This is a genomic window from Haemophilus haemolyticus (assembly GCF_001008275.1).
Taxonomy (GTDB): Bacteria; Pseudomonadota; Gammaproteobacteria; order Enterobacterales; family Pasteurellaceae; genus Haemophilus; species Haemophilus haemolyticus_P.
The window spans coordinates 71,332-83,712 of the sequence record NZ_LCTH01000022.1; the positions used below are offsets into that span (position 1 = coordinate 71,332).

The following is a 12,381-nucleotide window of genomic DNA, read 5'->3' on the forward strand; positions in this document are numbered from 1 at the left end:
ATTGAGTTCATTAATCAAATCAGGTAAACTACCGTCCCGTCTTTGATAGCTAGTTATCTTCGATTTTTGACCGCACTTTTGGTTGATTTTGTCTGTAAGATGATTAGCTATAATCATTTATATCCCAATACAGATTAGGTTCCCTATGGCTACAAATTATATTTTCGTCACTGGCGGTGTGGTTTCATCGTTAGGTAAAGGCATTGCGGCAGCATCATTGGCGGCAATTTTAGAAGCTCGTGGTTTAAATGTAACCATTATGAAATTGGATCCATATATTAATGTGGATCCAGGTACGATGAGCCCAACCCAGCATGGGGAAGTTTTCGTTACACAAGATGGCGCAGAAACTGATTTGGACTTAGGTCACTATGAGCGTTTTATTCGCACGAAAATGACTAAACGTAATAACTTCACTACAGGTAAAATTTATTCTGAAGTATTGCGTAAAGAGCGTCGTGGCGATTATCTTGGTGCAACAATTCAAGTTATTCCACATATCACCAATGAAATTAAAGATCGCGTTATTGCTGGTGCTCAAGGTCACGACGTTGTGATTGTTGAAGTGGGCGGCACTGTTGGGGATATTGAATCACTTCCATTCTTAGAAGCATTACGTCAATTAGCCGTTCAAGTTGGTCGTGAACATACGTTATTTATGCACTTAACCTTAGTGCCGTACATTCCAACAGCGGGGGAAGTAAAAACTAAACCAACCCAACATTCTGTAAAAGAATTACTTTCTATTGGTATTCAACCTGATGTGTTGATTTGCCGTTCAGATCGTATGATTCCACCAAATGAACGTGCAAAAATTGCTTTATTCTGTAACGTACAAGAGCGTGCAGTCATTTCGTTAAAAGATGTAAATTCGATTTATCAAATCCCCGCATTATTAAAATCTCAAGGTTTAGATGATTTCGTTTGTGATCGTTTTCGTTTAACTTGCCCTGAAGCAGATCTTTCTGAATGGGAACAAGTGCTTTATAAACAAGCAAATCCAGTGGGAGAAGTGACCATTGGAATGGTAGGTAAATATACTGAATTACCAGACGCCTATAAATCTGTAAATGAAGCGTTGAAACACGCAGGTTTAACGAATCGTTTAAGTGTAAACATTAAATATATTGATTCCCAAGATGTTGAAACCAAAGGTGTTGAAGTATTAAAAGGCGTTGATGGAATTCTTGTTCCAGGTGGATTTGGTTATCGTGGTGTGGAGGGTAAAATTCGTACCGCACAATATGCACGTGAAAACAAAATTCCTTACTTGGGCATTTGCTTAGGTATGCAGATCGCATTGATTGAATATGCACGTAATGTAGCGGGTTTAACTAAAGCAAATTCATCTGAATTTGATAAAGATTGTGAACAACCCGTGGTTGCATTAATCACGGAATGGCAAGATGCGGATGGAAATACAGAAGTGCGTACCGATGAATCTGATCTTGGCGGAACAATGCGTTTAGGTGCACAACAATGTCATTTGGTGTCAGGTAGTCGCGCTCGTGAGCTTTATGGCAAAGAAACCATTGAAGAACGTCATCGTCATCGCTATGAGGTGAACAATACCTTGCTTCCACAAATTGAAAAAGCAGGATTGAAAGTAACAGGTTTATCTGCAGATAAAAAATTGGTAGAAATTATTGAAGTACCAAATCATCCTTGGTTTGTCGCTTGCCAATTCCATCCAGAATTTACTTCTACACCTCGTGATGGTCATCCGTTGTTTGCAGGTTTTGTAAAAGCAGCCTATGAAAATCACAAACAATCTGTGAAGTAATGGATTAAATTAGAGTAAAAAGAGCGGTGAGAAACGACAAATTTTTTCACCGCTCTTTTATTTTGTAAAAATAGATAAAGATCAAAGCATACGCATTTTTTACAAGACAAAATCTCAAAATAGCTTTATCATATCGCCTGTTTTAGGCTCGCCTAACCCGTTTTAATTAACTTAATTGAGGAAAATAAAAATGGCAAAAATCGTTAAAGTGATTGGTCGCGAAATCATCGACTCACGCGGTAATCCAACTGTTGAAGCTGAAGTTCATCTTGAAGGTGGTTTTGTTGGTTTAGCAGCAGCACCATCTGGTGCATCAACTGGTTCTCGCGAAGCATTAGAATTACGTGATGGTGACAAATCTCGTTTCTTAGGTAAAGGCGTATTAAAAGCTGTAGCAGCAGTAAATGGCCCAATTGCTGAAGCAATTCTTGGTAAAGATGCGTCTAACCAAGCTGAAATCGACCAAATCATGATCGATTTAGACGGAACCGAAAACAAATCTAACTTTGGTGCAAACGCAATCTTAGCGGTATCTTTAGCAAATGCAAAAGCCGCTGCAGCGTCTAAAGGTTTACCTCTTTACGCTTACATTGCAGAATTAAACGGCACACCAGGCGTTTACTCTATGCCATTACCAATGATGAATATCATCAACGGTGGTGAACACGCAGACAACAACGTTGATATCCAAGAATTTATGATTCAACCAGTTGGTGCGAAAACATTACATGAAGCACTTCGTATCGGTGCTGAAGTATTCCACAACCTTGCTAAAGTATTAAAAGCTAAAGGCATGAGCACTGCTGTTGGTGACGAAGGTGGTTTCGCGCCTAACCTAGCATCTAACGCTGACGCTTTAGCATGTATCAAAGAAGCGGTAGAAAAAGCAGGTTACGTATTAGGTAAAGACGTAACTTTAGCGATGGACTGCGCATCTTCTGAGTTCTACAACAAAGAAACTGGCAAATACGAAATGAAAGGCGAAGGCCGTTCATTCACTTCTCAAGAGTTCACACACTATCTTGAAGAATTAACTAAACAATACCCAATCGTGTCTATCGAAGATGGTCAAGATGAATCTGACTGGGAAGGTTTTGCATACCAAACTAAAGTGTTAGGCGACCGCGTTCAATTAGTGGGCGACGACTTATTCGTAACTAACACCAAAATCTTAAAAGAAGGTATCGAAAAAGGTATCGCAAACTCTATCTTAATCAAATTCAACCAAATCGGTTCTTTAACTGAAACTTTAGCTGCAATCAAAATGGCTAAAGATGCAGGTTACACAGCGGTTATCTCTCACCGTTCAGGTGAAACCGAAGATGCAACTATCGCTGATTTAGCGGTTGGTACAGCAGCAGGTCAAATCAAAACTGGTTCTATGAGCCGTTCTGACCGTATTGCGAAATACAACCAATTAATCCGTATCGAAGAAGCATTAGAACGCGCTGGCACTCCAGCAGCATTCCCTGGCTTAAAAGCGGTTAAAGGTCAAGCGTAATTCACACTGAATTTACTGTAAAATCTCACCGCACTTTGTATAAAAGTGCGGTGTTTTTATATCTAATATTTAAAGGAAAGGGAATGTTACATTTAACTTTAGAGGACGAACTCTTTTTAGGAACGCCAAAGCAAGTAGGGACGCATTCTACAGTGTTTGAACATTTTGCTGTAATGTTTGAAGATGACGGCGAAACAGGCTATTTTTATGCGCTTGATATGCGTCAAAATGCTCAACCGATAGTGGATGTGTTGCACGTGTATAATGTTGATTCAACTTCTAATCATCATGAGGCTCGCAAACTTGAAATTTGTTGGGATGAGAGTGGTTACTTAGCCTTGTTGCTTATTAATGGCTATCCTCATGCCGTATTTGATTTTGCCCGTTTAATCGGCTATAACAGCAATAAATATCCACAACCAGATTTAATGAGCATGTGGACTCGTGAAGAAATTACTAATAAACAGGCCGAGCAGTGGCTAGGCGTGAAAACCATTCGATAAAAATTGAGAACAATGAAAAAGAAAAATCAGATTTTAGTTAGCTTATCTATTGTGGCCTTATTAGGAGGCTGTTCAGAAGAACAAGTACAACGCGATGTATATCAGTCTTTAGACGATTGTTTAGCGGATTGGAAAAAAATTGAGCTTTGTGAGGCAGATAAAAATACCGAGAGTACTCAGAAAACTGAAACCACACCACAGCAGGGGCTTGGTTTAAATATTCGTGATAATGGTAATTCAGAAAGTGAGGTAAAAAATTCAGCTGAAAATAATGTGCAAGCTAATCAAAGCGAGAACAATGCTGAATCAACTGCAAAAGCTGAAAGTACCGATCCTTCTTTAGGGGCTGCGATTGCTGGTGGCGTTATGGGGTATATGGCAGCACGTGCAATTAGTAGTTTCCTTGGCCCAAGTTATCATCCTGGAAATCGAGCTGTCACCACGCCAACAGGGCAAGTTGTGCAACCGCAAACAAATCGTTCTGTCGGAAAACCAATGCTTGTGAAAGGAAATGCAGGAAGCATGAATAGCAAACCTGTATCTCGCGGTGGTTTTAGTAGCCCAAATAATACTAATCGTAGCAGTGGGGGCTAAATGAAACGTGTAACAGGGTTTCCTACTCGACCAGATATGGTGCAACAGCTACTTAATGTTGGATTTGATTATTATAACTTGCCTTCTAGTGATGGATCTCATTATTGGTCTGATAATGTTGCCTATGAATTTACCTTAGCGGAAATTGATCGCATTGAGGATACAACTAACGAATTACATTCAATGTGTTTAGATTTTGCGGCGGATGAAATTAAAAAAGGCGATTATGAAAATTATCGTTTTACGGAGTTGCAAAAACAGCTTATTGAAACCTCTTGGCGTAATCAAGATCCTTATTTATATGGACGCTTTGATTTTGGCTATGATGGTGACAACCTAAAAATGTTTGAATATAACGCCGATACGCCAACATCCTTGTTGGAGGCTGCGGTTGTTCAATGGCAGTGGTTGGAGCAAATTGAGGGCTTAAAACATCGTGATCAATTTAACTGGATTCATGAAGAATTAATAAAACATTTCCAATTTTTGAAACAACAAAGTGGCAAAACAGATTTCCATTTGAGTGCCATGCAAGATGCTGGCCGTGAAGATTGGGCTAATGTGGATTATTTAGCTGATGTGGCTTATAACGCGGGTTGGAATATTCATCAATTAGCGGTAGAGGATATTGGCTACAACAGCGAAACAAAAAAATTTGTAGATTTAAATGATCAGCCTATTGAAATGTTATTTAAATTGTATCCACTGGAATGGCTAAGCCACGCTGAGTTTGCTCGCCATATTACAACGGCTGAAACACGATTTATTGAACCAGCCTGGAAAATGCTGTTAAGTAATAAAGCACTATTGGCAAAACTTTGGGCGCGTTATCCTAATCATCCGAATTTATTGCCAGCTTATTTTACGCCCTTCGAATTACCAAAAGATTTATCAATGTGGGTGAAAAAACCGTTGTTAGGTCGAGAAGGTGCCAATGTCTTCTATTATGAGAAAAACCATGGCGTAGAATTTGCAGCGAAAGGAAGCGAACACTCTACGTTTTATGCTAATTCAGGTTATGTTTATCAACAAAAATTTGAATTGCCGAGTTTTGATGGAATGTATCCAATTATCGGCTCTTGGGTTGTGGGTGATGTGGCTTGTGGTATGGGATTACGCGAAGATTTTACTGCAGTGACAGGAAATGATAGCCATTTTATACCTCATTATTTTGTACCTTAATGGGTCCTGAGTATTGCTAAAATAATCAGAAAACTAACCGCACTTTTGTCTTTTTTGATAAAAGTGCGGTTATTTTTTACCTAAAAACTATTACTAAAGAGTTATGGTTATTTTATCTGAAAAAATCTTGCAAAATATCAAATTTTGTTAGAATAAATCGTAGCATTTCTTTGAAATGAAAAATTAAAAGAGTAAAATGTCCTCGGTGGTAGAAGTATTTGAAGTTGTAAACATATTAGAAGTATTAAATTTTCATCAAATTTTTTAATATTTGGAGTTTGATTATGGCATCAGAAATTCAAAAACTGTCTTCTGTTGCGCTCACACCTGTTGAAGCAACGGATTATGCAGAAAGTACAGCTACTTATAAAGCAAATAAACGTCCATTTTTATCGTTTATGTCTGGCATTAGTGCTGGAGCTTGTATTGCTTTAGCTTTTGTATTTTACACGACGACACAAGCTGCTAGTGCCGGAGCACCTTGGGGGCTGACCAAATTAGTGGGTGGGTTAGTTTTCTCATTAGGTGTGATTATGGTGGTGATATTAGGATCTGAATTATTCACCTCTTCTACTTTAACATTCGTTGCCCGTGTTAGTGGTAAGATAACCACAACGCAAATGATCCGAAATTGGATTGTAGTATATTTAGGCAACTTTGTGGGCGGTTTATTTATTGCTGCAGTGATTTGGTTTGGGGGGCAAACCATGGCAGCAAATGGCCAATGGGGTTTAACAATTCTTGCAACCGCCCAACATAAAATTCATCACACGTGGTTTGAAGCATTTAATCTAGGTATTTTATGCAACATTATGGTGTGTGTGGCGATTTGGATGTCTTATTCTGGTAAGACTGTTACAGACAAAGCTTTTATTATGATTATGCCGATTGGTTTGTTTGTTGCGTCAGGATTTGAACACTGTGTGGCTAATATGTTTATGATTCCGATGGGAATTATTACCGCACATTTTAGTACTCCTGAATTTTGGCAACAAATCGGCGTTGATCCGATGAAATACGCAGATTTAGATTTGTATCATTTCATTGTGAAGAATTTAATTCCCGTAACGTTGGGAAATATTGTCGGCGGGGCAATTTGCATGGGGGTATTCCAACGTTATTTAACCAAAACGCATTAAAGATTAAAGATTTATTTACTTATTTATTAATTAACAAAGGAAATGACTATGTCAGAACTTAATGAAGCGCAAAAATTGGCGTGGGCTGGTTTTACTGGTGGTGATTGGCAAGAAAATGTCAATGTACGTGACTTTATCCAAAAAAACTACACCCCATATGAAGGTGATGATTCTTTCTTAGCAGGTCCAACTGAAGCGACAACAAAACTTTGGGAGACCGTAATGGAAGGAATCAAAGTTGAAAACCGCACACATGCACCATTAGATTTTGACGAGCATACGCCTTCAACAATTACTTCTCACGCACCAGGTTATATTAACAAAGACTTAGAAAAAATCGTTGGTCTTCAAACTGATGAACCTTTAAAACGTGCCATTATGCCATTTGGTGGTATTAAAATGGTGGAAGGGTCATGCAAAATTTACGGTCGTGAATTAGATCCTGAAGTGAAAAAAATCTTCACTGAATATCGTAAAACCCACAACCAAGGTGTATTCGATGTTTATACGCCAGACATTTTACGTTGCCGCAAATCAGGTGTATTAACCGGTCTTCCTGATGCTTATGGTCGTGGCCGTATCATCGGTGACTACCGTCGTGTAGCGCTTTATGGTGTAGATTTCTTAATGAAAGATAAATACGCACAATTCTCTTCTTTACAAAAAGATTTAGAAGATGGCGTAAATCTTGAAGCAACAATTCGTTTACGTGAAGAAATCGCAGAACAACACCGTGCATTAGGCCAATTAAAACAAATGGCAGCAAGCTATGGTTATGATATTTCTAACCCAGCAACTAATGCTCAAGAAGCAATTCAATGGATGTACTTTGCTTATCTTGCTGCAATCAAATCACAAAATGGTGCTGCTATGTCATTCGGTCGTACTGCAACGTTTATTGACGTGTACATCGAGCGTGATTTAAAAGCAGGAAAAATTACTGAAACTGAAGCGCAAGAATTAGTTGACCACTTAGTCATGAAACTCCGTATGGTTCGTTTCTTACGTACGCCTGAATACGATCAATTATTCTCAGGCGACCCAATGTGGGCGACTGAAACCATCGCGGGTATGGGGTTAGATGGTCGTACATTAGTAACCAAAAATACATTCCGTATTTTACACACTCTTTACAACATGGGTACTTCTCCAGAACCAAACTTAACCATTCTTTGGTCTGAACAATTACCTGAAAACTTCAAACGTTTCTGTGCGAAAGTATCGATTGATACCTCATCAGTTCAATACGAAAACGATGATTTAATGCGTCCAGACTTCAACAATGATGACTACGCAATCGCATGTTGTGTATCACCAATGGTTGTGGGTAAACAAATGCAATTCTTCGGTGCGCGTGCAAACTTAGCGAAAACATTGTTATACGCAATCAACGGCGGTATCGATGAAAAATTAGGTATGCAAGTAGGTCCGAAAACTGCACCAATCACTGATGAAGTGTTAAATTTCGACACAGTCATGACCCGTATGGACAGCTTTATGGATTGGTTGGCAAAACAATATGTGACTGCCTTAAACGTAATCCACTATATGCACGATAAATATTCATACGAAGCAGCATTAATGGCATTACATGATCGTGATGTATACCGTACCATGGCTTGTGGTATCGCAGGTCTTTCTGTTGCGGCTGACTCACTTTCAGCAATCAAATATGCGAAAGTTAAACCAGTTCGTGGCGACATCAAAGATAAAGATGGCAATGTTGTTGCAACTAACGTAGCAATCGACTTTGAAATCGAAGGTGAATATCCACAATATGGTAACAACGATAACCGTGTTGATGACATCGCTTGTGACTTAGTTGAACGTTTCATGAAGAAAATTCAAAAACTTAAAACTTACCGCAATGCAGTGCCTACACAATCTGTATTAACCATTACTTCTAACGTGGTTTATGGTAAGAAAACTGGTAACACCCCAGATGGCCGTCGTGCTGGTGCGCCATTCGGACCAGGTGCGAACCCAATGCATGGTCGTGACCAAAAAGGTGCGGTAGCATCATTAACTTCTGTGGCTAAACTTCCATTTGCTTATGCGAAAGATGGTATTTCTTATACCTTCTCAATCGTACCAAATGCGTTAGGTAAAGATGCAGAAGCACAACGTCGCAACCTTGCTGGCTTAATGGATGGTTATTTCCACCACGAAGCAACAGTTGAAGGTGGCCAACACTTAAACGTGAACGTGTTAAACCGCGAAATGTTGTTAGATGCAATGGAAAATCCGGATAAATATCCACAATTAACCATCCGTGTATCTGGTTACGCAGTACGTTTCAACTCTTTAACTAAAGAGCAGCAACAAGACGTCGTAACTCGTACATTTACTGAGTCTTTCTAAGTAAATAATATTATGTTTTAATATAAACCACTCACAGACTAGTTTTGTGAGTGGTTTATTTTTATATATAGGAGAGCAAATTATGCTAACAGTTATTGCCCAATTTTCAGTAAAAGCGGACAAAATTAATGATTTTCTAACTCAATGCCAAGAATTAATTAAGCATACTCGTCAAGAAACAGGATGCGTATCTTATGAATTACAACAAAATAGCGAGCAGGCTAATCATTATGTTTTCATTGAGCAATGGAAAAGCAAAGCTGACTTAGAACAACATTTTGCAACGCCACACTTTACCTCAATTGTACCTGTATTGGTCGAGTATTGTGAACAAGCGCCAGTGGTGCAAACCTTTCAAAAAGTCAGCGAATAATGACCGCACTTTGATAAATATATCTTAATAATGAGCCTGATTTAAATCAGGCTCATTTTTTATAAACTAAATCTTTGGTAAAATTTAGCTATGTCTAGTTTTAGGAAATTTATGTATGTCAGTTCTTGGACGAATTCACTCTTTTGAATCTTGTGGCATGGTAAATGATTTGAGGATTTTCATTATTTTGTTTTTATTGAGGGCAATATAAAGTGATATTAGGTATTATAGTATTCTTTGCTTTGCTTAGTTTGTGGATGCATGATTATGGTTCTCAAAATTTAGAAAATTTACTATGTATATTGAGAAAAAGGCCATCCTCATTTATTCCTTTCTTAATACTAATACCTACACTATTCTGGTATGAGTATAGGTTTCATCTTCCTTATATTAGTTCATTATTATTTATTCCACATGAGCTAAATATTAGCAATGAAATTCTAGATATATTGACTCCTGCAATATTGTTGTTTTTATCATCCTTTTATATTTTTCAGGTTTTACTGGTTAAGGTAAGGAGATTTGGTGAGAAAATTAATTTAAATAAAAATATTTCATTATTAAATAAATTAATAACAATTCTTGTTGCTGTTGTTTTTTTTCCTATGGTAAAGTCTTTTGTTGGGGCTAGTATAAATACAACAATTATTGGTATTGTAGGGTATTCCTCTGAGTATTTCCCTTATTTTCAAAATGTAGTGCTCTCTATTTGTTTAATTCTTCAGTTTGTGTTTATTATTTTTTTAATGAATATTTTATTTATATATTCTTACTTTATTATTTTAAAAAAATATTTTATTAGTTTGTTTCGTTTATTAAGTTTTTTTATATTTTTGGCAATTTTAGGTAATAATATATATTTAACTTGGATTGTCTTTGACCGAATACAATTCATTTTGTCTGAAAATGGAGATAGTAAAGAAATTAGGGAACTTCTATTGGTTACCTCATACAATGAAATACCAAATAGGTGTAATTTATTATTAGATAGTTATGGAAAAAAAGAAAATGCATTATTGGCTTTTATAGATAAAGATTCTGTTTCTCTCTATATAATAAAAGAAAACAAATTTATTAATGAGTCATGTAGATAATATTGGAGATGTCATGTCTGTTTTAGGAAGAATTCACTCTTTTGAATCCTGTGGCACTGTAGATGGGCCAGGTATTCGTTTTATTTTATTTATGCAAGGCTGCTTGATGCGCTGCAAATATTGCCACAATCGTGATACTTGGGATCTTGAAGGTGGTAAAGAAATCAGTGTCGAAGATTTAATGAAAGAAGTCGTGACTTATCGCCATTTTATGAATGCTACTGGCGGTGGTGTCACGGCATCTGGTGGTGAGGCTGTGTTACAAGCTGAGTTTGTGCGTGATTGGTTCCGTGCTTGTAAAGCAGAAGGGATTAATACTTGCTTGGATACAAATGGTTTTGTGCGTCATTATGATCATATTATTGATGAATTATTAGATGTAACAGATCTTGTTTTACTCGATTTAAAAGAGCTTAATGATCACGTTCATCAAAATCTTATTGGAGTACCAAATAAACGTACCCTTGAATTTGCAAAATATTTGCAAAAACGTAATCAACGTACATGGATTCGTTATGTCGTGGTTCCTGGTTATACTGATAGCGATCACGATGTGCATTTATTAGGTCAGTTTATTGAAGGTATGACCAATATTGAAAAAGTTGAACTTCTTCCTTATCATCGATTAGGTGCGCATAAATGGAAGACTCTTGGGTTAGATTATGAGCTTGAAGATGTATTACCGCCTACCAAAGAATCGTTAGAGCATATTAAAACAATCCTAGAAGGTTACGGGCACACTGTGAAATTTTAGAATGAATGTCAGCTAACATAAGGAGTGAATAATGAAAAAACTGATTTTAATATTATCATTTGGGTTGCTTAGCGCTTGCTCTGCTCAAACTCAAAAGGCAGAACAAAGTGATGTGAAGCTGACACCGCCGACTGATGTGCGCAGCGGATATGTACGTTTGGTGAAGAATGTAAATTATTACATCGATAGTGAGTCGATCTGGGTGGATAATCAAGAGCCACAAATTGTGCATTTTGATGCAGTGGTGAATTTAGATAAGGGATTGTATGTTTATCCGGAGCCTAAACGTTATGCACGTTCTGTTCGTCAGTACAAGATTTTGAATTGTGCAAATTATCATTTAACTCAAGTACGAACTGATTTCTATGATGAGTTTTGGGGACAGGGTTTGCGTGCAGCACCTAAAAAGCAAAAGAAACATACGTTAAGTTTAACACCTGATACAACGCTTTATAATGCTGCTCAGATTATTTGTGCGAATTATGGTAGAGCACAACCTTCAGATAAAAAATAACAAAATCTAGCAAATAAAAAATACGGTGAAATTTCACCGTATTTTTTTAATTAAATATTCTTCTTTGTTTTCGTGTTTTGACTACTTGCACTATTAATAATAAAGCAAGAATTATCACATATACTGCAAAAATAAATACCAACCATTGCACCATCGTCACACCAAATAATGACCATTGACTTTCGTTACAAGAGCCGGTCGGGCTAAACATAAATGGAAACCATTGGTGAAACGGTAAAGTTTCAGGAAAGTTTGGAATAAATTCACATTGTTTCCAAGGGGCTGGATTCATTTGTAAATCAAGATGACGGAATGAAACCAATAATCCCTTAATGCTACTAAATAAGCCTAATGCCAAAGCGATTAATCGAATGATTAAAGCGCGAGGTTGAAGTAAACCGATAATGCCCGCAATAAATAACCCAATTATTGCTAAACGTTCATACACGCAAAGTACGCAAGGTTGTAATCCCATTCCATATTGGAAGTAAAGTGCGGTAGATTCTAGTGCTAAACTTGAGAATGCCAGCAGGAACCATGCAGAACGTTTTTCAGAAAATCGTTTTAAAAGTGCGAGCATTTC

12 protein-coding genes are annotated in these 12,381 nt (G+C 37.4%); 11 read left to right on the forward strand and 1 reads right to left on the reverse strand.

What is annotated here, in order from left to right; all coding sequences use genetic code 11:
• Positions 1–145: 145 nt before the first annotated feature.
• From pyrG to AAX15_RS03225, 11 genes are all read left to right on the forward strand, one after another.
• Positions 146–1,783, forward strand: coding sequence for a glutamine hydrolyzing CTP synthase (gene pyrG / locus AAX15_RS03175; protein ID WP_046939109.1), 1,638 nt, complete (start codon positions 146–148; stop codon positions 1,781–1,783).
• A gap of 190 nt (positions 1,784–1,973) precedes the next feature.
• Positions 1,974–3,284 carry a phosphopyruvate hydratase gene (gene eno, locus AAX15_RS03180; protein ID WP_046939110.1) on the forward strand — a complete coding sequence of 437 codons (1,311 nt, stop codon included), beginning with the start codon at positions 1,974–1,976 and terminating at the stop codon, positions 3,282–3,284.
• Between the two features lie 83 nt (positions 3,285–3,367).
• Positions 3,368–3,787 (forward strand): DUF2251 domain-containing protein, encoded by a 420-nt coding sequence (locus AAX15_RS03185; RefSeq protein ID WP_046939111.1) that lies wholly within the window; start codon positions 3,368–3,370, stop codon positions 3,785–3,787.
• Positions 3,788–3,799: 12 nt separating this feature from the next.
• Positions 3,800–4,381: a DUF1190 domain-containing protein gene (locus AAX15_RS03190; RefSeq protein WP_046939112.1), complete on the forward strand. Its 582-nt coding sequence runs from the start codon at positions 3,800–3,802 to the stop codon at positions 4,379–4,381.
• Complete coding sequence (locus AAX15_RS03195; RefSeq protein ID WP_046939113.1) at positions 4,382–5,563, forward strand: glutathionylspermidine synthase family protein; 1,182 nt, start codon at positions 4,382–4,384, stop codon at positions 5,561–5,563. It begins immediately after the preceding gene.
• Between the two features lie 284 nt (positions 5,564–5,847).
• Positions 5,848–6,702, forward strand: coding sequence for a formate transporter FocA (focA, locus tag AAX15_RS03200; RefSeq protein ID WP_046939114.1), 855 nt, complete (start codon positions 5,848–5,850; stop codon positions 6,700–6,702).
• Positions 6,703–6,750: 48 nt separating this feature from the next.
• Complete coding sequence (gene pflB / locus AAX15_RS03205) at positions 6,751–9,063, forward strand: formate C-acetyltransferase (RefSeq protein ID WP_046939115.1); 2,313 nt, start codon at positions 6,751–6,753, stop codon at positions 9,061–9,063.
• A gap of 82 nt (positions 9,064–9,145) precedes the next feature.
• Positions 9,146–9,436 carry a putative quinol monooxygenase gene (locus tag AAX15_RS03210; RefSeq protein ID WP_005636456.1) on the forward strand — a complete coding sequence of 97 codons (291 nt, stop codon included), beginning with the start codon at positions 9,146–9,148 and terminating at the stop codon, positions 9,434–9,436.
• A gap of 212 nt (positions 9,437–9,648) precedes the next feature.
• Positions 9,649–10,530, forward strand: a complete 882-nt coding sequence (locus AAX15_RS03215; protein ID WP_046939116.1) for a hypothetical protein — start codon at positions 9,649–9,651, stop codon at positions 10,528–10,530.
• Between the two features lie 13 nt (positions 10,531–10,543).
• Positions 10,544–11,284, forward strand: coding sequence for a pyruvate formate lyase 1-activating protein (gene pflA, locus AAX15_RS03220; protein ID WP_046939153.1), 741 nt, complete (start codon positions 10,544–10,546; stop codon positions 11,282–11,284).
• Between the two features lie 31 nt (positions 11,285–11,315).
• Positions 11,316–11,798, forward strand: coding sequence for a surface-adhesin E family protein (locus tag AAX15_RS03225; protein WP_046939117.1), 483 nt, complete (start codon positions 11,316–11,318; stop codon positions 11,796–11,798).
• 46 nt (positions 11,799–11,844) lie between these two features.
• Here AAX15_RS03225 and dsbB read toward each other — a convergent pair whose 3' ends face one another.
• Complete coding sequence (gene dsbB / locus AAX15_RS03230; protein ID WP_009500889.1) at positions 11,845–12,378, reverse strand: disulfide bond formation protein DsbB; 534 nt, start codon at positions 12,376–12,378, stop codon at positions 11,845–11,847.
• Between the last annotated feature and the right edge of the window lie 3 nt (positions 12,379–12,381).

Coding starts and splice junctions, on each gene's coding strand:
- pyrG (WP_046939109.1), top strand. CDS start 146: ATGGCTACAAATTATATTTTCGTCACTGGCGGTGTGGTTTCATCGTTA.
- eno (WP_046939110.1), top strand. CDS start 1,974: ATGGCAAAAATCGTTAAAGTGATTGGTCGCGAAATCATCGACTCACGC.
- AAX15_RS03185 (WP_046939111.1), top strand. CDS start 3,368: ATGTTACATTTAACTTTAGAGGACGAACTCTTTTTAGGAACGCCAAAG.
- AAX15_RS03190 (WP_046939112.1), top strand. CDS start 3,800: ATGAAAAAGAAAAATCAGATTTTAGTTAGCTTATCTATTGTGGCCTTA.
- AAX15_RS03195 (WP_046939113.1), top strand. CDS start 4,382: ATGAAACGTGTAACAGGGTTTCCTACTCGACCAGATATGGTGCAACAG.
- focA (WP_046939114.1), top strand. CDS start 5,848: ATGGCATCAGAAATTCAAAAACTGTCTTCTGTTGCGCTCACACCTGTT.
- pflB (WP_046939115.1), top strand. CDS start 6,751: ATGTCAGAACTTAATGAAGCGCAAAAATTGGCGTGGGCTGGTTTTACT.
- AAX15_RS03210 (WP_005636456.1), top strand. CDS start 9,146: ATGCTAACAGTTATTGCCCAATTTTCAGTAAAAGCGGACAAAATTAAT.
- pflA (WP_046939153.1), top strand. CDS start 10,544: ATGTCTGTTTTAGGAAGAATTCACTCTTTTGAATCCTGTGGCACTGTA.
- AAX15_RS03225 (WP_046939117.1), top strand. CDS start 11,316: ATGAAAAAACTGATTTTAATATTATCATTTGGGTTGCTTAGCGCTTGC.
- dsbB (WP_009500889.1), bottom strand. CDS start 12,378: ATGCTCGCACTTTTAAAACGATTTTCTGAAAAACGTTCTGCATGGTTC.